The sequence below is a fragment of the Flavobacterium sp. B167r genome (genome assembly GCF_056824315.1).
This window is the reverse complement of sequence record NZ_CP124859.1, coordinates 1,370,977-1,390,032: the sequence shown is the minus strand read 5'-3', so window position 1 is coordinate 1,390,032 and position 19,056 is coordinate 1,370,977. Positions and strand designations below refer to the sequence as shown.

Genomic DNA, 19,056 nt, shown 5'->3' with positions numbered 1-19,056 from the left:
TTTGCGCCCTTAATTAATAGAGGTCGAGTACCTCAAATTTTAATCAATAAGATTATGTCAGTAAAAATTAGATTACAAAGACACGGTAAAAAAGGAAAACCTTTTTACTGGGTAGTAGCTGCAGATGCACGCTCAAAAAGAGATGGTAAATACTTAGAGAAAATCGGTACTTACAATCCAAACACTAACCCAGCAACTGTTGAGTTAAACCTTGACAGTGCAGTTAAATGGTTACACAATGGTGCACAACCAACTGATACTGCAAGAGCTATTCTTTCTTACAAAGGAGCTTTATTGAAACACCACCTTGATGGAGGTATCCGTAAAGGAGCTTTAACTCAAGAGCAAGCTGACGCTAAATTAGCTGCTTGGTTAGAGTCAAAAGCTGGAAAAGTTGATGCTAAAAAAGATGGTTTATCAAAAGCGCAAGCTGATGTTAAAGCTAAAGCTTTAAAAGCTGAAAAAGAAGTTAACGCTAAACGTTTAGCTGCTGCTGCTCAAGCTGAAGCTGATGCAATCGCTGCTGCTTCTGCTACTGAAGAAGTTGCTGAAGTTGAGGCTGCTACTGAAGAAGCTTCTACTGAAGAAGCTTCTACTGAAGAGAATAACGAAACAACTGAAGCATAATTTTACTTAGCGATAATGCGTAAAGAAGAATGTTTTTATTTAGGTAAAATCGCTAAAAAATTTAGTTTCAAAGGTGAAGTTCTGATCTATTTAGACACAGACGAACCTGAGTTATACGAAAATCTGGAATCAGTGTTTGTTGAACACAACAAACACTTGGTTCCTTTTTTTATTGAAACTAGTTCTTTACACAAAAACGATTTTTTAAGAGTCCGTTTTGAAGATGTAAGTACAGAAGAAGATGCTGATGCTATTGTAGGAAATGCAATCTATCTTCCCTTAACTATGTTGCCAAAACTTACGGGCAACAAATTTTACTTTCACGAAGTTATTGGTTTTGAAATCGAAGATAAACGTTTAGGCGTTTTCGGAAAAATAACTTCTATAAATGACTCAACAGCTCAGCCTCTTTTCGAAGTTTTAAATGGCGAGGTTGAAATCCTAGTTCCAATGATCGATAATTTCCTTGTAAAAATTGATCGCGAGAATAAAAAAGTAATCATGGATCTTCCTGAAGGTCTTGTAGAAATGTACCTTTAAGAAGTATTCAGTCACAGTTTTAAGTGTTCAGTTTTCTAACTGAACTTAAAAATTTTCATCATGTTTAAATTTAAGCAATTCTCTATCAATCAAGATCGTTGCGCTATGAAAGTAGGCACAGATGGTGTTTTACTTGGCGCTTGGGCTCCTGTTCATCATAATCCGTTTAGTGTTTTGGATATTGGCGCAGGAACTGGAATTATTGCATTAATGCTTGCTCAACGAACATCAGCGGAACAAATTGATGCGCTTGAAATTGATGAAGATGCTTACGAACAAGCTGTAGGAAATTTCGAAAATTCTCCTTGGGGCGATCGATTGTTTTGTTTTCATGCGGGTTTAGATGAGTTTATCGAAGAACCAGAAGACGAATATGATTTGATTGTTTCGAATCCGCCTTTTTATGCTGAAGATTATAAAACTGAAAATGAACAACGCGATTTGGCACGTTTTCAAGATGCAATGCCTTTTGAAGAAATTACTGAAGCTGCCGATTTATTGCTTTCGGAAAACGGAATTTTAGCTATCATACTTCCTTTTAAAGAAGAAGAAAAATTCATCGCTTTAGCAAAAGAATTTGAATTATATCCATTTAAAATTACCCGAGTAAAAGGCACTCCAAAATCTGAAATCAAACGTAGTTTATTGGCTTTTAGCCGAAATGAAGCTTCTGAAATTGAAATCGATGAATTAATTATCGAAACTGATCGTCATGTTTATACTCCAGAATATATTGAACTGACTAAAGATTTTTATTTAAAGATGTAAAAAAACATCTCTGCCAAAGTTTTTTGAGCTTTGACAAAGATTATAATTTAGAAGTCTAATCTTTAATGATGCAAAAACCTCGCGTAAAATCGATTCCGTTTGGGTTTTGATCATCAAAATAAAGCATCGAAACGGTGAAACAATCACCATAGACATCAATAAATTCAGAAATATATCGGTCTCCAACTTTAATGTCTGGTAATCCGAAGTTTTTAATGCAAACTGCTTCAACCTTACAATCTGTTAGCCATTTGAGAGACCAAACGGTTTGCAGCTTTCCATCCATATAACCTTCTTGAATTGAATCTTTTCGAATAATATATTCATTCGGAAATGCTGGTGCACCAAACTTGATATTCTTAAATTTACTACAATCTAATTTTTGAGCATAACTTAAAGTCCCTAAAAGCATTAAAGCAAAAAAGATGATCTTTTTCATATCTTGATTTTTCAAATTATAAATTATTATTATTTCCCGTTTTTAGCAAAAAATACAGCTCTTTCCAAAACCTCATCTTTTCCTTGCTGAATTCCTAAAATAGTTGGTTTTACTTCAATATCAGGAACGATTCCGATTCGTTGTGTTTCTTTCTTATTCGGGTAAAAAACACCAAAACAAGTAAACGACGAGCTAAATCCTTTAATAATTAAAAATCTATAATTTGCCCCATCTGCACCGCCTGTTTGGCTTCCTATTACTTTAACTTTTGGAACCGTTTGCAAACTCATAGCGTTAAGCTCCGCATGGCTTACTGCTTTTTCATTTATTAAAACAATTACTTTTCCTTTGTAATGCTCTGGATTATTTTTTCCACACTTCAAAATTTCGTTTCTCCATAAATAACGTCCTGGATAACTCACATCTGGATCTAAAAATTTTGCAAATTCTTTCGGCTCCGAATTTAACCAATCTGAAATTGCATACATAACATCATGCGGGCGTTCTCGATTATCAAAAATAACAGCATTTGTATTATTCAATGCCGATATCAAAGCTGGAACATCGCTTTCTTCTAATGAATTATAATTTACATAACCAATATTACCGTCTAGAATTTTCCATTTTTCTTGAGCTGAAAACCGAATTTTTAAATCTTGATATTTGTAACGTTTAATAGATTTTACTTCAGATTTTCCATTTCGAATAAACTCTACTTCTACCGCATCAGATTTTCCATTAAAAATAGTCCAATAAGCATTTTTTAAAACAGATGGCTCATTAGATCCTTCAACATACTTTCTATTTTCTTTTAAAAGTTCTGCTATCGTTTTCCCGTTAACTTTTGTAAATACATCTCCAATTTTAATATCGCTAACTTTTGCTAAAGAATCATTTTTAAAACCGACAACAATTGCTTTTTCGTCTATAATGCTGATATCAACCGGAATAAATTTATCTCCAAAATACTCGAATAATTGAGGCATACTAGTCGAAGCATGAGTGTCATTTAGTTTTACGGAAATCTCGCGCATCGCCAAAGCAAAATCTTTTTCAGATGCTGGGGCATAAAATCTTGGAAGCATTTCTATCAACACTTTATCCCAATTTTCATCCATTTGATATTTGTATGGAAAAAAATATTCGATGTAATTCCAATATCTAAAAACAGCTAAAAGACGTAAATTTTTATCTGTCCATTTAAAATCAGCATATTTTATTTCGTTGTTAAACTGAAGAGGTGTATTTCCTGTATTAAGCTCAAAATTCACATAATATTGCTTGCTCTGAATTCTGTTTGCTTCAATAAATTTTAATTTTTGGGAAAGGGATTTCGAAAACAAATCATTTTTATTAATCCAAGACAAATCAAAATTCTTATCGAAATATTCTTTTTTCGGAAGAGATTTCCCTGCTTCATTCGCTTTAATTTCACCCAACGAAGAAAGCCAGTTTTCGATAACTAACGAGAATTCCTCAGAAGTTTTCGCTTCTTCTACTTTAGGCAAAATTTGAAACAACTGATCATCCCAATTTTTACTTCCATCAGCAACATTTGGATGATAATACTTTAAGAAACCCCAGACTTTGCACGTTGCCGCTAACTTTTGGGTTTCGGTTATTGGTTTAGAAAAAGAAAATTGAAATAATAATACAAAAGCAATAAGTAATGTTTTTTTCATTTAAAATTTGTGGCTGGTTAGTTATCGTTATTGGTTAAACTTGTTCAAAAATATTTTTAAATTGATACAAAATCCTTTCTATCAAACGCAAATCTTCAGTTACAATTTCTGCGCTTCCTTTCATTTCCTGCTGAAAAGTAATTTGCTTGTCGTATGATGTTTTTAGTCCTTTTGGAAGCGCGACATCTATAAGTAGGTTTCCGTCTTTATCTGGCACTAGAGAAATGTTTTTGATTTCGCCTTTCAGCACACCAAATTCGCGATCTGGATAATTTGCCAAACGAATATTGACTCTTTGCCCGACCTTTATTTTTCCAGAATTCAAAGCTGGAGCTTTCACTTTTCCAATAAAACTATTTTTTGCATCTGGAATAATCGAAAATACATTATCGCCAACATTTATGGTCTGATTTTCATTCCAAACCTGCAAAAAAGTAACTTTTCCGCTGATTGACGATTTCAGTGCATAGGCTAATTCCCAGTCGCGTATTACTTTTTTTAACTGATAAAAAGACTGTGAAACACTACGGCCAAGATTAGCTTCTTCTTTAGTGCTGTTTATTTGCGAATTCTGACTCGATTTTGTGTTGTCAATCAAAGAAGACCTTAATTGGGAAATTGACGACAATAAGCTTCTATAATTCTTTTGCGCTTGAAGGAAAGTTAGTTTTTTAACTTCCATTTCTTGAGCGGAAATAATTCCTTTATTGAATAAAGTTTCAAAACGTGCGACTTCATTTTTTTGAAGTTCCAATTCTCGCTCGTTAATCAATTTCTGCTGCTGCAGAATCTCTAATCTTTCTTTTATCTGAATTTTTTCAGATTGCTGCGCGCTCCTTTCAACTTGAAAAGGATGCAGATCTTTATTCAGCTCCTGCGCCTGATAATCTTTTTGAAAAATAGCAAAAGCACTTTCAATCTCTCCCAATTGCGTGTTTTTTAAAACATCAAAGGGAAATTCTTTTTTTGAATTGTTAATATTGTAACCATCTACAATACTTTTTAAAAGAAAAACATCCTTGTAATTGGCCGTGTTTTCAATAATAGCTAATGTGCTGTTTTTAGAAACCAGCGTTTTATTTTTAACTAAAATGGCCTCAATGCGTCCAGAAGATTTTGACACTATTTTCTCTGGCGGAATATTAGTCGTAATTACAATTTCAGTTTTCACAACATCCGGATATTTGACAAACCAAGAAACAAAAAAAAGCATGATAATGATAGCAAATATCAAAACAGTTCCCCACCGTATCATCCAATGCGGCACTTTGGTTAAGATGTCTTGAACTTCTTCACTTCTTAATTCAAATGTATCTTCGTTCATGATTAATTTCCTAATTGAAGTTGATTTTTTACCAATTCAAAATAATTCCCTTTTTGTTCCACCAATGCTGAATGGCTTCCGATTTCTATGATTTTTCCTTTATCTAAAACCACAATCTGATCTGCATTCATAACCGTACTCAGACGATGCGCAATTACAACCACAGTTTTATCTTTGAAAAAAATATCGAGCTTTTTCATGATTTCCTTTTCATTATTAGCGTCTAGCGCCGAAGTTGCTTCGTCAAAAAATAAAATTTCAGGATTTTTATAAACTGCCCTTGCAATTAACAAACGCTGCTTCTGTCCGGTACTCATTCCCAGTCCTTCAGCTCCTATCTTGGTATTAAAACCTAAAGGCAGTTCGCTTACATATTCTTTAATATTTGCTACATCTACTGCATACAGCAATTTTTCTTTATCAACTTTATCAACTCCAAAAGCAATATTGTTGGCAATGGTATCGCTAAAAATAAAACCTTCCTGCATTACCGCGCCAACATTAGATCTCCAGGCGCTTTGTGATATATTTTTAAGTTGTGCATTTCCTATAAGAACTTCTCCTTTTTCAGGTTCGTAGAACTTTAAAAGCAGCTTCATTAAGGTCGTTTTTCCGCTTCCGCTCACTCCTACTATCGCAGTCACTTTATTGCTGGGAATTAACAGACTTAAATTATCTAAAACCGGAACATCTGAACCTAAATATCTAAAGGATAGATTTTTGATTTCGATATCTACATTTTGCGGCACATCGTTTGTCTGATTGATTTCTTGCTGCACTTCGTCTTCTTTCTGATGAATTTCAGACAATCTGGCCAACGAAATTTTTGCATCTTGCAATTCTCTTACAAATTCGATTAATTGCGTAATCGGGCCATTTAAACTCCCTACAATCGCACTTATGGCAAGCATCATACCGAGAGTTATAGAACCATCTATTACCAATTTGGCCGATAGAAAAATGATAAATATATTTTTAAGCTCATTAATAATCGAAGAACCGATAGTTTGCGTCTGCTCCAAAACCAATCCTTTTATTGAAACTCTGAAAAGTCTTGCTTGCACATACTCCCAGCCCCAACGTTTTTGTTTTTCGGCATTATGAAGCTTAATTTCCTGCATTCCGTTTATGAGTTCCATGACCTTGCTTTGTTCATTTGAAACTTCTGCAAATCGTTTATAATCTAAAACTTCCCTTCTTTTTAAAAACAAAACAATCCAGCCAAAGTAAAGCAAACTCCCCGAAAAAAAGACTAAAAAAATCTGCAGATTGAAATAGGCCAAAACAGCACCCATAACAAACATATTAATTACAGAAAAGAGAACATTAAGCGATGATGTGGTCAATATTTTTTCGATTCGTCGATGATCGTTTATTCGCTGCATAATGTCTCCTGTCATTCTTACATCAAAAAAGGAAATCGGCAGATTCATTAATTTGATAAAGAAATCTGAAATAAGAGAAATATTAATTCGAGTTGATAAGTGAAGTAAAATCCAGCTTCTAATGAGTTCTAATCCTGTTCTTCCTGCAAAAACGAAAAGCATTGCAAATAGAATCAAATAGATAAAATGGATATTCTGATTCTGGATTCCGACATCGACAATGCTTTGAGTTAAAAACGGAAAAATCAGATTGAGTAAACTGCTTGCAAATAATCCGATGGCAAGCTGAATAAGGAATGATTTGTATTGAAATAGATATTGGGAAAGGAATTTAAATCCTAGTGCAGAATTTTCTTCTTTATCAAATTCAGATTGAAAAAACTTAGGCGTTGCTTCGATCAATAATGCAATTCCCTCTTTTGTTTCATCATTGGCATTATTGCCTATCCAGAATTTTACAAACTCTTCTTTATTGTACTCTAAAAGGCCAAAAGCAGGGTCTGAAATATAATATTTGCCTTTTTTTATTTTATAAAGTACCACATAATGGTCTTTATTCCAATGGAGAATACAAGGCAGCGGAGCTTCTTCAATTCTTTTTACAGACAGTTTTACTCCTAAGGTTCTAAAACCGATTTTCTCGGCAGCATCACTAAGAAAAAGCAAATTGCTTCCTTCACGAGTTGTTTCGCTAAAATCTCTCAACTCCTGAATATTGATTGTTTTGCCGTAATATTTAGCAATGATTTTTAAACATGTAGGGCCACAATCTTTGTAATCAGCTTGTCTATAATGACTGAATTTTTTCAATTTATTCTGATTTATTCCAGACCAATTTAAGAAAAAAATTTCTTGTTAATCCATAAAAAAACAGAGAAGATATAAATCTTCTCTGTTTAAGTATTTAAAAACAAATTTTAGCAACTCAATTTCTTTAGGACATGACCGCGGTTACCCTAACCAAATAAATTAACACAGCGGTCAACTCCTAAGAATCTCAGTACCAATCATCAATACTGAGAATATGCTCAATGTTCCACGATCGAGCGCCTATACATTCAAAAAAAACATGACTAAATTCTAAATAAGGCTATATCGGTTACTTTTAAAAAAGTTTAAAATCAACAACAAAGACGACTTGTATCACAAATACCTGATGATGTATTTAGCGGACAAGTTTCGCCTAATGGTATTAAAATGCATCCTGCTTCTAGGGCATAAACCCAGCATTTTGGAATTCCTCCTTTCATGGTTTTCTGCTCATTTTTATTAATATGCTGAGCACCTTCAAGGCTTAAAATTTTCTTCAACATAGTTTAATACCATTTTTTATTTAGCAACAGCGTTTTTCTGTCACTATGATTAAGATTAGAAAGCATAATATTTCTTGACACCAGCATCATTACAATTGAGCTCTTGTAAATACTCACTATCCAAAATGTTTTTTTGCTCTTTTTTTGTCAGCTTTCTTGTTTCTTTGCTTTTTAAAATTTTTTCTAACATAACTAGTTATTTAAGTTTTTTTGGTTTAAGCCTCAAATATTAAATAACCTGATGCTTAAAAAATCCTTTTAACAGCTTCCAAAGTAATTATTCGGTATGCAGTTCCAGTATGCTGACACAGTTCCAAATTCTGTACATCTTTTAGCTTTAAATCCATCTTCACAAATTGGAGCATTATCTCCATTTATTGTTTTGAGCTCGCTCGCAGTCAATTCTACTGCACCTTTCAATTTCAAAATGTTCTTTAACATGTCTGCAGGTATTATTTGGGTTAACCATTTCAATTTTTAACAGTCGAAACTTCTGTTTTAATCTTCTTTATGCTGTCTTTTCCAAAATTTGAATTTCCTCTACAAAGTCATTCAAGAAATATTTCAACTCATTCAATTCATATTCATTTGGAAACAGCCTTTCGTTTACAATTTTAATTGGTGTATAATTAAAATTGTTCATAGAGCACCAATCGTATTGTTTCTGAATTTCCTGATTTATCATCATGCTTACAGAATCAACATTCCATTTTTTAAGCCATTTTTTGTGTGTCATTCTTTTGATATACCAATCTGAAATTGCTTCAACTGTTTTTCCAGGCGTTGTTCTGTTTATAGTTAGAAGTCTTTCAACAACAGCTTTATAAGGATTGTCGTTGTTTTCTGGATTAATATTAAAAAGAACATTCAAAAATATTTTGTCTGGAAACTTCAATACTAGATCAAAAGCTTCTTGAAAAGTTTTATAACAATGTCCGCAGCTTGGGCTAAGAATTACAGAAAGTCTAACTCCTGCATTTTTATTTCCAAATGTCAAACCTCTTAAATCTTCAAATCCTTTTGTATATTTTACTTTTTTAGATAAGAAGTTCAATAGAGAATAATTTCTTTTAAATTTTTTCAGCTCTTTTAAAGAACTTTCATTATCAAGCATTTTTCTAATCATCACTTTAACTGCTGCCCAAATTGGGATTAGAAGCAATAAAGAAAATACGTAAGGAAAAATTTCATTAAAACTAAAACTCAACGTAAAAAGATCTGATGAAAACCAAACAATACTCTGAATCAATATTAAAAATGATATTGCGAGGCACATAATGCACCATTTTTGAATCTCAAATTTTTGAATCCAAATCGAACATACTATTATCGGAATAGCCAACAGACTTAAAAATCCAACAAAAATAGCTGAACTTAAAGGCTGAACTAATATTGCAACGATACTTGAACCAAAGAAAAGCAAAGGCAAATCTGAAAAACTCAACCATCTATTTGCTATATCGTCATTAAAGCTTATTACAGAGTGACAAGAAGAATTAGAACTTAAATTACAAAATTTTGAAATTACGGTGTTTTTAACTCCCCATTTCTCCTGCACAATAAATATACTTACAACTAAACCAAGAACCGATGTTACCAAAAACGAAGCGCTAAATAGATCAAAACGATTATAGAAAAAAGATAATCCTGCTACAAGTACAAGTGGCATAAAATATTTCAACCAATTATATTCCACTTTTAGATTATCTCTTGCTACTACATTGTTTGGCTCAATGGCAACAATAACACCATTCCAGTCTAAAAGGAATTTATCATAAGATAATTTTTGAGTCCCTTTTTTTGTGGTGGTGATTCTAACACCGCTTTTAATCTTTTCGACTAATATTAATTCGTCTTTAAAATACGCCAAAAAGTTAGAAGGCAAATCTTCAATCTGCTCTTTCGAAACTCTTACTGCTGCATTCTCTACAGAAAGCAAATCAAACGAATCTGTAATGGCAAACAAACTCGGATAATTCGGATGAGACAAAAACAGATCCTTGAACTCATTTTTGATGTCTGAGTAGCGATTGATTTGCAGAAATTTTTGGACCAGTTTTAACATCGTTTTTGATCGTTTTTAAATCATAATTACATTGCAAAGATTGGGGTTTTTATTGATAATAATCACACATGCACATACATTTTATTAATTATACCACATACAATTTATAAATTATACCAAGCATAGTACACACCTCAACACTTTACATATCAATTACTTAAGCTTTAAATTAGAGATTAAAAAGCTTAGAAAGTCTATTTTCGATTAACGGTTTTGCTTTTTATCTAGTTTTGGATAAGTAATAATCTAAACATTAAGAAACATGAAAAATAGGTCAATAATAACGAATGATTTTACAAGAAAAAAATCATAAAAAGAGGCTCCAAAAAATGACTTAAAACAGTCAAAAAACGCCCCTTAAAAACAGCACATAAACTCCCAAAAAAAGCTTAGCAGTATAATTTTAAAATTTAAGAATAAACTTTCAAAAGTTCCTTTTACCCCTTACTGCTTTCTAAACCAATAAGCCTAATTTTTTTTACATAAACCATTTTAAAAGCCACTTTTTTGTCGCATTTGACAAAATTGCCTAAAATTTTTATGAAAGATTTATAGTACTAATTTTTTTAATTTAAATACAATATCATGAAAAATTCAAAATTAACATTCAGCGATTTTAAGTTAGATACAGTTTCTAAAAAAGAACAACAAACAATCAGAGGCGGCGAGTACAAAGACCCAAATGATGTTGATCCTGGTAAAACTAATGGTAATGGCAATCCATAACAAACAGCTTATAAAAATATTTAAAAACTAATCCGAAAAATTAAAGTCATGAAAAATAGCAAATTAACATTCGAAGATTTTCAACTAGATACAATCTCTAGAAAAGCACAAAAAACAATTAAAGGAGGAGATGAAGAAGGGCCTATTGATCCAAACGATCCAAAAAAATTGGGCGGTAATGGAAACCCATAGATAGATAAAAATTATACTTACTAAATATTACTCGCAAACTGAGCTGGAGATACTCCAGTTCTTTTGCGAAATGATTTTGCAAAAGAAACTGCATTTTTGAATCCAACGCTTTCTGCAATTGCCTGCGTAGAATATTTACGATATAAATGGTTGGTAATCATTTGATTAATCACGTAATTAATTTTCAACTCATTAGAATATTCGCTAAAAGATTTTCCAAATCTTTTATTCACAACATAAGACAAATAAGTTGTATTGGTTTTGATTTTCTTTGCCGCATACGAAAGTGTAAAATCAGCATTTAAGTATTCTAGTTTTTCTTCTAAAGCAAGTAATTTTTCTACAATTTTATTTTCCTTAGCTTCATCAATACTTAAGTTTGCATTTTCCTTTTTCAGAGTAACATCATCATTTTCTAGAACTTCAACAGCTATTTCTTCAGCAGGAACTTTTTCTATTTCTGTTTTTTCAAGTTCTTTTCTTTCCAGATTAGCTTTAAACTCTTCAATTAAAGCATTCATTTTCTTTTGGGCTTTATTTTTATCCCTAATATTTTTGATTAGGAAAAATACAATTCCGACAACCAGAATCACATAAAATATTTTCAATGCTTTATTCCAAAAAACCTCATATTTATAACGCTCCTGAACGCCAAGCATCTCTGCACTAAGATCTGCTGTGCCTAGTTTATAGTTAACCTCTAAAGTTTCTTCTCTCAGATTTCCTTCATATTTCTCATACGAATCCAAGTATAGCTTAGAGTGTTTATAAGCCAGTTCAGGCTCATTCTTTATACTGTAAATTTTTGCCTGTATATAGTTAGACTTAAAGAAACTATTATCGACCGTTTTATTTTTTAGACTAATAGAATCTACCTTCTTTAAAAATATAAGGGCTCTATCATATTTTTTGATGGAGTAATAAAGATCTCCTAAATTATAACTAGCAACTAGATATACAGATTCATTATCAGTCTGTTTTGCATAAAAGGAGATGTCGTAATAAATTTTTTCAGCGTTGGCATAATCCTTTTTAAATAGATAAATATTCCCTAGACTAAGCTTAGCAGTAGTTTTATTGTCGATAAATTTATCGGAATATGCTATACTTTTCTTATAATAATATTCTGCAGAATCTAACAAATAGGTCTTTTCACGATTTTTATTGTAATATCCTTCATAAGAATTTCCAAGATTGGTATAGGTATTACTTTTAGCATTCTGAAATTGCTCTTTTTCGTATAAACTCTCATTCTTATCTAGAAATATTTCATTCTGCCTTAAGATTTTTATTGATAACTGATAATTTCCAACACTTTCGTTTAATAAAGCGATATTTGCCTTGAATTTTACAATTTGAACAACATCATTTATCTTCGAAGAAAGTTTAACTCCTTCTTGATAACTGCTAAGAGCTTTCCCGTAATTAGATCTCTTCCAGTACGTAAGTCCTCTATAATTGCATAAATAGGCGTGCAGTTTTGTTTTATCATTTGATTCCGGCATCTTATTCAAATGCTTTACAACTTCTGCATACATTTTTTCAGACTTATCTGCATTTCCTTTTAATTGATACAAGTAAGAAGCTGCTCCATAAGCAAAAGCCTTATGGGCCTCATTTTTGGATTTAAGTAGTTGGTTAACATAAGTCAAACCTTCATCATAATTTCCATTAATACTAAAACGGATTTTATTCTGTAATTCTAAGTACTTTTCTTCTGTAAGCTCTCCATTGGTCTGTGCGATTCCATTGGCAAGCGTAAGTAGTAAAAAGAAAAAAGAGATGATCAGCCTCATTAAAGTTTGTTTTTGGAATTCAAAAATAGTCTATAAATTATCAATAAACTACAATTAATTTGCCAAATTCCTATTAATTTTATTTTTGCTAAATAAAAATATAACAATTTAGTGGTGATTTGTTATATTTTTATTGCTTAAATTTGCTTTGCTAAAATTACATAACATGAAACCAGATCTATTTCAATCTCCAGATTACTATAACTTAGACGATTTGTTAACAGACGAGCATAAATTAGTTCGCGAATCAGCACGTGCTTGGGTTAAAAGAGAAGTCTCTCCTATTATAGAAGAATATGCTCAAAAAGCAGAATTTCCTAAACAAATTATAAAAGGTCTTGGCGAAATTGGCGGTTTCGGCCCTTATATTCCAGTAGAATATGGTGGTGCAGGACTAGATCAAATCTCGTACGGCTTGATTATGCAAGAAATTGAAAGAGGCGATTCTGGTGTAAGATCTACCTCATCTGTACAATCTTCATTGGTAATGTACCCAATCTGGAAGTACGGAAACGAAGAACAACGAATGAAATACCTGCCAAAACTTGCGACAGGAGAATTCATTGGCTGTTTCGGTTTGACAGAACCAGATCACGGTTCAGATCCAGGAAGTATGATCACTAATTTTAAAGATATGGGAGATCATTATCTTTTAAATGGTGCAAAAATGTGGATTTCAAATGCTCCTTTTGCTGATATTGCTGTTGTTTGGGCCAAAAATGAAGAAGGCCGAATTCATGGTTTAATCGTAGAACGCGGTATGGAAGGTTTTACAACTCCAGAAACTCACAATAAATGGTCGCTTCGTGCATCTGCAACAGGAGAATTAATTTTTGATAATGTTAAAGTGCCAAAAGAAAACCTTTTACCAAACAAATCTGGTTTAGGAGCTCCTCTTGGCTGTTTAGATTCAGCTCGTTATGGAATTGCGTGGGGAGCAATCGGAGCGGCAATGGACTGTTACGATACCGCTTTAAGATATGCAAAAGAGAGAATTCAGTTTGGAAAACCAATTGGAGGAACTCAATTACAGCAGAAAAAACTTGCAGAAATGATTACCGAAATCACAAAAGCACAATTATTAACTTGGCGTTTAGGTGTTTTAAGAAACGAAGGCAAAGCTACAACCGCACAAATTTCTATGGCAAAACGTAATAACGTAAACATGGCAATTACCATTGCACGCGAGGCTAGACAAATGCTTGGAGGCATGGGAATCACTGGCGAATACTCGATTATGCGCCACATGATGAACCTAGAAAGTGTTATCACTTATGAAGGAACTCACGATATCCATTTATTGATAACTGGAATGGATGTTACCGGAATTCCTGCGTTTAAATAATTGATATTTATTAAAATATATACAAAAACAATCTAAAAAGCTTCTTCTAACAGAGAAGCTTTTTATCTTTGCATCAAAATTTTTTAAAATGAATATCGAAACGATAAACAAAAGCATACAAACACAAAAAGATCAACTATTAAATCACTCTTTATACAATAAGATTCAAAACATAGATGACTTGCACAGCTTTCTAGAAACTCATGTTTTTGCTGTTTGGGATTTTATGTCACTTTTAAAAGCTTTACAAGCCAAACTTACTTGCACAACAACACCTTGGTTTGCTACTAAAAATCCTGAAACCCGTTATTTAATCAATGAAATTGTTCTTGCAGAAGAAACAGATTTAACAATTGACGGAAGAAGACAAAGCCATTACGAAATGTATTTAGAAGCAATGGAAGATTGTGGAGCCAATACAACTGGAGTTTTAAGCTTTTTATCAGAAGTACATTCGCTTCAAAATATATTTGTTGCCATTAAACAAAGTTCATTGCATCCAAATGTAAAATCGTTCTTGGACTTTACCTTTAGAGTAATCGAAGAAGGAAAACCACACGAAATTGCAGCAGCATTTACTTTTGGAAGAGAAGATTTGATTCCGAGCATGTTTACTCAGATTTTGAAGAATTTCCAAAAAAATCTTCCAGATACAGATTTAGCAAAATTGCTATACTATTTTGAAAGACATATCGAATTAGATGCCGACGAACACGGACCAATGGCAATGCAAATGATCATAGAATTATGTGAAGATGATGCCCAAAAATGGAAAGAAGTTGAAGAAGTGTCAATTCTTGCCCTAGAAAGGCGCATCGCACTTTGGAACGCCATCGAAGAAGAAATTGTGATGAAAACCGAAATGGTTTAAAAATCCAAACCCATATATTTAACGTAACTATTTGTTTAAGCCAATAGAATCTAATTTAAAAAATTATGAAACCACATTTTAAACAAATAGTTACCGTTATATTTTCAGTTTTTCTTTTAAGCTGCAACGCCGAAGAAAACAACTCTACCCCTCCTGGCGCAAATCAGCCAGTTGTAAGTCCTCCAAAGACACCAGAACCTCCAGTTGCCAGCAAAGTAAATTATTTAGCCTTAGGCGACAGTTATACTATTGGTCAAAGCGTTTGTGCAACTTGCCGCTTTCCAGAACAGCTCAAAACAAGTTTAAGCGCCATGTATTCCAGCACGGTTTCGATAAAAGTTATTGCGACAACTGGCTGGACAACATCCAATTTAATTTCGGCAATTGATTCTCAAAATCCAGAACCCAATTACGATTTGGTGACACTTTTAATTGGTGTCAACAATCAATACCAGCATAAAAACTTCTCTGTTTACGAAAAAGAATTTCCAGAATTGGTTAACAAAGCCATTTTGCTTGCCAAAGGCGATAAAAAAAATGTTGTCGTAATTTCTATTCCAGACTACGCGTATACGCCATACGGACAAGCACTTGCAGGAAACCAAAGCAATAAAATTTCGGCAGAAATAACGCAATACAATAATTTTGCAGAAAATTATTGCAACAACAATCAAATTGCTTTTGTATCAATTACAGAAATCACGCGCGAAGGACTTAACAATCCAAGTCTGGTCGCATCAGATGGTTTGCATCCTTCAGAAGCCGCTTATAAAATGTTTGTAGATAAGATGATGCCGAAAGTAAAAAGCGCTTTGAATGATTAGTTTTTTTAGCAGCAGAATATTCGTTTTCAAAACAAGTTTAGTCCCGCTATCCGCTATATCTTTTATGGCGAACCCCGCCATAAAAGGATATCGCTCCTATCGGGGCTAGATTAGAAGTTTTAGTTTTTTCAAGAAAAAACAGCTAATTTTGCTCAAATGGTTTCGTCAAATTCATTTTAATCATGCAGGTTTTACCATCAAAAGAATTAGCTCCCTATATTAAACATTATCTGTTTTTAGAAAATAAGGATTATGCTGTTCAAAAACTTCGATTGTTCTCTGATGGTAATAATGGACTTGTTTTCTCTATACAAAACCGATTAATTTCTGAGATTAAAGATAAAGTAAAAGAATATTTGCCAGCTTCATTCTTATACGGACAGCTTAACAGTTTTAAAGATCTTTACTCAGAAAACCAAATAACGCTTATAATTGTTGTTTTTCAACCCAACGGAATAAATCAGCTATTAGGAATTCCTGCAGGTGAATTTCAAAATTCAATTGTTCCAATTGAAGACCTGTTTGGAAAAAAAGCCGCAATGCTTCAGGAAAAATTGTCAGAACAAAATAATCAAGAACGTCTAGCATTTTTGAATCATTTTTTCAGTTCCCTAATTGTCGCAAATCCAACTTATAATCAATTGATAATAAACAATTGTCTGCATTTCATTATTGCCAATAAGGGACATTTATCTGTAAAACAATTGGTTGAATATACTGGTTTTTCGGAAAGACAATTGGAGAGAAAATTTAAAGAATGTGTTGGATTAAATCCAAAGAAATTTGGAAGCATTGTTAGATTGCATCATTTTCTGAAACTGCTAAAAAACAAACCTTATGATGCCAATTTAACTTCAATTGCTTACGATGCCGGATTTTCAGATCAATCACATCTCATAAAAGAATTTAGAAAACATACTGGAATAACGCCAGGCGAATATTTTTATAATACCAGAAAATTAACCAACAATCTGATAGAAAGATTTTCACCTCTTACACACTAAATGTCGGTTTTGTACAATTTTTGAAATATTGCGAAAACTATTTTTGACTCATATTAAATAATACAATATGAAAAATCTAAAAATAGCCACAGCCCAGTTTGAAAACAAAAGCGGAGATACGATTTATAATTTATCGGTAATTGAAAAACTTTCTCAAAAAGCATCGTTAGAGGGATGTGATGTGATTTCGTTTCATGAATGTTCTATTACTGGGTATACTTTTGCAAGAAATCTATCAAAAGAACAAATGTTAGACTTAGCAGAAGTAATTCCGAACGGAGAAAGCATTCAAAAATTGATCGAAATTGCTAAGAAAAACAACATCGTAATACTCGCTGGACTTTTCGAAAAAGATAAAAATAATAATTTATTTAAAGCCTATGTCTGTGTTGATAAAAATGGTTTAGTGGCTAAATATCGAAAACTACACCCGTTTATAAATCCACATTTAACCGCTGGAGACCAATATTGCATTTTTGAAATAGAAGGTTGGAAATGCGGTATTTTAATCTGCTACGACAATAACATTACTGAAAACGTGCGAGCGACAAAACTTCTAGGCGCTGACATTATTTTTATGCCACACGTAACAATGTGTACCCCTTCTACACGTCCAGGCGCTGGTTTTGTTTCACCCCAGCTTTGGGAAAACCGAGAAACCGATCCTACTTCTTTACGATTGGAATTTGAAGGAATGAAAGGCCGCGACTGGTTAATGAAATGGCTTCCTGCAAGAGCTTATGACAATGCTATTTATGCCGTATTTTCAAATCCGATTGGAATGGATGATGAGCAATTAAAAAATGGACACTCAATGATTATTGATCCTTTTGGAGATATTCTGGCAGAATGTCACACCTTTGAAGATTCTTTTGCAACCGCTGTATTTACTCCCGAAAAATGCATTCAAGCTGGAGGAAATCGATATCTAAAAGCTAGAAGACCAGAATTATACAAAGATATTATTGGTCAAAACCACAAATCTGAACAAAATGTAGTCTGGCTGAGCTCTGATAAAAAAAACATAAATTAAACATTTCAATTCCTTAAAGGTATTGAAAGATTTATCTTTGAAGATTCATTAATTTACAGAATACAATTCAATGGAATTTCTTTTAACCACACCTGAAGATATCGATGCTGTTTTCGATATTTATAATCAGGCAACATCTTATCAAAAAACGGTCAATAATAAAAGCTGGAGAGGTTTTGAAAAATCTCTTATTGAAAAAGAAATTGCAGAAAACCGACATTTTATAATCAAAGAAGAAGATGAAGTTGCTTGTACTTTTGTGCTTACTTTTAATGATGATATTATCTGGAAAGAAGCAGCCGCAGATCCCGCAGTTTATTTGCATCGCATTGCTACTAATCCAAAATTTAGAGGACAATCGTATGTCAAAAAAATTGTGGAATGGGCAAAAATTTATGCCAAAGAAAATAGCAAACAATACATTCGCTTAGATACACACAGCGGAAACGAACGAATAAACAAATATTACACTAGCTGCGGTTTCGAATACAAAGGCATAAGCACAATTGAATGGACACCAGAATTACCAGAACATTATAAAGAAGGCTCTTTTAGTTTATTTGAGATTAAACTGTAAATAGATTCAAACCAAAACCTTCAAAGTGTTTTTTCTTGTGAAAAATATTACATAAAACTATATTTTTGTATTTTACAAAAATAAGTCTGTTTTTTACTAAAACCGATTTCCTCTAAAAATTTTAAATACCTTTGGTGTATGAGCACAACAACAAAACCATATCACATAGGGCGCAAAATCAGTCGCATTCGTGAGCTGAAAGACATGAAACAAGAAGCGCTTGCACAGGCTTTGGGAACAAATCAGCAGGCAATTTCGATTATGGAAAATAGCGAAACAATTGATGATGAGAAACTAAAAGAAGTTGCAAAGGCTCTTGGTGTTACTGTCGAAGCAATTCAAAATTTCACGGAAGAAAATGTGATTAATTATTTTAATAATTTCTATGACAATAGTACTGGTGGAAATGGAATATTCAACTCCAACAATTATAATTGTACATTTAATCCGCTTGACAAAGTTGTGGAACTTTATGAACGTTTAGTTCAGGCTGAAAAAGATAAAAATGAATATTTGGAGAAGTTGTTGAAAGGGAAATAATTCTT

The 19,056-nt window shown here is 32.7% G+C and carries 20 protein-coding genes; 12 read left to right on the top strand and 8 right to left on the bottom strand.

Going from position 1 to position 19,056, the window contains the following annotated elements; all coding sequences use genetic code 11:
* Positions 1-54: 54 nt before the first annotated feature.
* Genes QLQ96_RS06360 through QLQ96_RS06350 form a run of 3 tightly spaced genes read left to right on the top strand, consistent with a single transcriptional unit; the run spans position 55 to position 1,935 of the window.
* On the top strand, positions 55-627 hold the full coding sequence (locus QLQ96_RS06360; protein WP_482495612.1) for a 30S ribosomal protein S16: 573 nt from the start codon (positions 55-57) through the stop codon (positions 625-627).
* Between the two features lie 15 nt (positions 628-642).
* Entirely contained in the window at positions 643-1,167 is a 525-nt protein-coding gene (rimM, locus tag QLQ96_RS06355; protein WP_482495610.1) for a ribosome maturation factor RimM, read from the top strand.
* A 60-nt stretch (positions 1,168-1,227) separates the two neighbouring features.
* A complete protein-coding gene (locus QLQ96_RS06350) occupies positions 1,228-1,935 on the top strand; it encodes a tRNA1(Val) (adenine(37)-N6)-methyltransferase (RefSeq protein ID WP_482495609.1) in 708 nt (235 codons plus the stop codon).
* Positions 1,936-1,990: 55 nt separating this feature from the next.
* Here the strand turns inward: QLQ96_RS06350 and QLQ96_RS06345 are convergent, their stop codons facing one another.
* From QLQ96_RS06345 to QLQ96_RS06315, 7 genes are all read right to left on the bottom strand, one after another.
* Positions 1,991-2,374 (bottom strand): hypothetical protein, encoded by a 384-nt coding sequence (locus tag QLQ96_RS06345; RefSeq protein WP_482495607.1) that lies wholly within the window; start codon positions 2,372-2,374, stop codon positions 1,991-1,993.
* Between the two features lie 29 nt (positions 2,375-2,403).
* Positions 2,404-4,056 (bottom strand): S41 family peptidase, encoded by a 1,653-nt coding sequence (locus QLQ96_RS06340; RefSeq protein ID WP_482495605.1) that lies wholly within the window; start codon positions 4,054-4,056, stop codon positions 2,404-2,406.
* Between the two features lie 34 nt (positions 4,057-4,090).
* Entirely contained in the window at positions 4,091-5,380 is a 1,290-nt protein-coding gene (locus QLQ96_RS06335; protein ID WP_482495603.1) for an HlyD family secretion protein, read from the bottom strand.
* Between the two features lie 2 nt (positions 5,381-5,382).
* Positions 5,383-7,575, bottom strand: coding sequence for a peptidase domain-containing ABC transporter (locus QLQ96_RS06330; protein WP_482495601.1), 2,193 nt, complete (start codon positions 7,573-7,575; stop codon positions 5,383-5,385).
* Between the two features lie 558 nt (positions 7,576-8,133).
* Positions 8,134-8,268: a hypothetical protein gene (locus QLQ96_RS06325; protein WP_482495599.1), complete on the bottom strand. Its 135-nt coding sequence runs from the start codon at positions 8,266-8,268 to the stop codon at positions 8,134-8,136.
* A gap of 68 nt (positions 8,269-8,336) precedes the next feature.
* Positions 8,337-8,519, bottom strand: a complete 183-nt coding sequence (locus tag QLQ96_RS06320) for a hypothetical protein (RefSeq protein ID WP_482495598.1) — start codon at positions 8,517-8,519, stop codon at positions 8,337-8,339.
* Positions 8,520-8,586: 67 nt separating this feature from the next.
* Entirely contained in the window at positions 8,587-10,143 is a 1,557-nt protein-coding gene (locus QLQ96_RS06315; RefSeq protein ID WP_482495596.1) for a vitamin K epoxide reductase family protein, read from the bottom strand.
* A 585-nt stretch (positions 10,144-10,728) separates the two neighbouring features.
* Between QLQ96_RS06315 and QLQ96_RS06310 the strand changes: the two genes are divergently transcribed.
* Entirely contained in the window at positions 10,729-10,869 is a 141-nt protein-coding gene (locus tag QLQ96_RS06310; RefSeq protein ID WP_482495595.1) for an rSAM-modified peptide, read from the top strand.
* 48 nt (positions 10,870-10,917) lie between these two features.
* Positions 10,918-11,061, top strand: a complete 144-nt coding sequence (locus QLQ96_RS06305; RefSeq protein ID WP_482495593.1) for an rSAM-modified peptide — start codon at positions 10,918-10,920, stop codon at positions 11,059-11,061.
* Positions 11,062-11,081: 20 nt separating this feature from the next.
* On the opposite strand, the gene QLQ96_RS06300 is transcribed toward QLQ96_RS06305, so the two are convergent.
* Positions 11,082-12,857 carry a helix-turn-helix domain-containing protein gene (locus QLQ96_RS06300; RefSeq protein ID WP_482495591.1) on the bottom strand — a complete coding sequence of 592 codons (1,776 nt, stop codon included), beginning with the start codon at positions 12,855-12,857 and terminating at the stop codon, positions 11,082-11,084.
* A gap of 166 nt (positions 12,858-13,023) precedes the next feature.
* On the opposite strand from QLQ96_RS06300, the gene QLQ96_RS06295 reads away from it, so the two are divergent.
* The 7 genes from QLQ96_RS06295 to QLQ96_RS06265 all read left to right on the top strand — a co-directional run bounded on the left by QLQ96_RS06295 (position 13,024) and on the right by QLQ96_RS06265 (position 19,051).
* Positions 13,024-14,202: an acyl-CoA dehydrogenase family protein gene (locus tag QLQ96_RS06295; RefSeq protein ID WP_482495589.1), complete on the top strand. Its 1,179-nt coding sequence runs from the start codon at positions 13,024-13,026 to the stop codon at positions 14,200-14,202.
* Between the two features lie 88 nt (positions 14,203-14,290).
* Positions 14,291-15,073: a DUF3050 domain-containing protein gene (locus QLQ96_RS06290; protein ID WP_482495588.1), complete on the top strand. Its 783-nt coding sequence runs from the start codon at positions 14,291-14,293 to the stop codon at positions 15,071-15,073.
* Positions 15,074-15,138: 65 nt separating this feature from the next.
* Positions 15,139-15,897: an SGNH/GDSL hydrolase family protein gene (locus QLQ96_RS06285; RefSeq protein WP_482495586.1), complete on the top strand. Its 759-nt coding sequence runs from the start codon at positions 15,139-15,141 to the stop codon at positions 15,895-15,897.
* A 182-nt stretch (positions 15,898-16,079) separates the two neighbouring features.
* A complete protein-coding gene (locus QLQ96_RS06280) occupies positions 16,080-16,901 on the top strand; it encodes an AraC family transcriptional regulator (protein WP_482495584.1) in 822 nt (273 codons plus the stop codon).
* A gap of 67 nt (positions 16,902-16,968) precedes the next feature.
* Positions 16,969-17,934 carry a nitrilase family protein gene (locus QLQ96_RS06275; RefSeq protein ID WP_482495583.1) on the top strand — a complete coding sequence of 322 codons (966 nt, stop codon included), beginning with the start codon at positions 16,969-16,971 and terminating at the stop codon, positions 17,932-17,934.
* 70 nt (positions 17,935-18,004) lie between these two features.
* A complete protein-coding gene (locus QLQ96_RS06270) occupies positions 18,005-18,511 on the top strand; it encodes a GNAT family N-acetyltransferase (protein WP_482495581.1) in 507 nt (168 codons plus the stop codon).
* Positions 18,512-18,649: 138 nt separating this feature from the next.
* Entirely contained in the window at positions 18,650-19,051 is a 402-nt protein-coding gene (locus tag QLQ96_RS06265) for a helix-turn-helix domain-containing protein (RefSeq protein WP_482495580.1), read from the top strand.
* The last annotated feature ends 5 nt before the right edge of the window (positions 19,052-19,056 follow it).

Coding starts and splice junctions, on each gene's coding strand:
- QLQ96_RS06360 (WP_482495612.1), top strand. CDS start 55: ATGTCAGTAAAAATTAGATTACAAAGACACGGTAAAAAAGGAAAACCT.
- rimM (WP_482495610.1), top strand. CDS start 643: ATGCGTAAAGAAGAATGTTTTTATTTAGGTAAAATCGCTAAAAAATTT.
- QLQ96_RS06350 (WP_482495609.1), top strand. CDS start 1,228: ATGTTTAAATTTAAGCAATTCTCTATCAATCAAGATCGTTGCGCTATG.
- QLQ96_RS06345 (WP_482495607.1), bottom strand. CDS start 2,374: ATGAAAAAGATCATCTTTTTTGCTTTAATGCTTTTAGGGACTTTAAGT.
- QLQ96_RS06340 (WP_482495605.1), bottom strand. CDS start 4,056: ATGAAAAAAACATTACTTATTGCTTTTGTATTATTATTTCAATTTTCT.
- QLQ96_RS06335 (WP_482495603.1), bottom strand. CDS start 5,380: ATGAACGAAGATACATTTGAATTAAGAAGTGAAGAAGTTCAAGACATC.
- QLQ96_RS06325 (WP_482495599.1), bottom strand. CDS start 8,268: ATGTTAGAAAAAATTTTAAAAAGCAAAGAAACAAGAAAGCTGACAAAA.
- QLQ96_RS06320 (WP_482495598.1), bottom strand. CDS start 8,519: ATGTTAAAGAACATTTTGAAATTGAAAGGTGCAGTAGAATTGACTGCG.
- QLQ96_RS06315 (WP_482495596.1), bottom strand. CDS start 10,143: ATGTTAAAACTGGTCCAAAAATTTCTGCAAATCAATCGCTACTCAGAC.
- QLQ96_RS06310 (WP_482495595.1), top strand. CDS start 10,729: ATGAAAAATTCAAAATTAACATTCAGCGATTTTAAGTTAGATACAGTT.
- QLQ96_RS06305 (WP_482495593.1), top strand. CDS start 10,918: ATGAAAAATAGCAAATTAACATTCGAAGATTTTCAACTAGATACAATC.
- QLQ96_RS06300 (WP_482495591.1), bottom strand. CDS start 12,857: ATGAGGCTGATCATCTCTTTTTTCTTTTTACTACTTACGCTTGCCAAT.
- QLQ96_RS06295 (WP_482495589.1), top strand. CDS start 13,024: ATGAAACCAGATCTATTTCAATCTCCAGATTACTATAACTTAGACGAT.
- QLQ96_RS06290 (WP_482495588.1), top strand. CDS start 14,291: ATGAATATCGAAACGATAAACAAAAGCATACAAACACAAAAAGATCAA.
- QLQ96_RS06285 (WP_482495586.1), top strand. CDS start 15,139: ATGAAACCACATTTTAAACAAATAGTTACCGTTATATTTTCAGTTTTT.
- QLQ96_RS06280 (WP_482495584.1), top strand. CDS start 16,080: ATGCAGGTTTTACCATCAAAAGAATTAGCTCCCTATATTAAACATTAT.
- QLQ96_RS06275 (WP_482495583.1), top strand. CDS start 16,969: ATGAAAAATCTAAAAATAGCCACAGCCCAGTTTGAAAACAAAAGCGGA.
- QLQ96_RS06270 (WP_482495581.1), top strand. CDS start 18,005: ATGGAATTTCTTTTAACCACACCTGAAGATATCGATGCTGTTTTCGAT.
- QLQ96_RS06265 (WP_482495580.1), top strand. CDS start 18,650: ATGAGCACAACAACAAAACCATATCACATAGGGCGCAAAATCAGTCGC.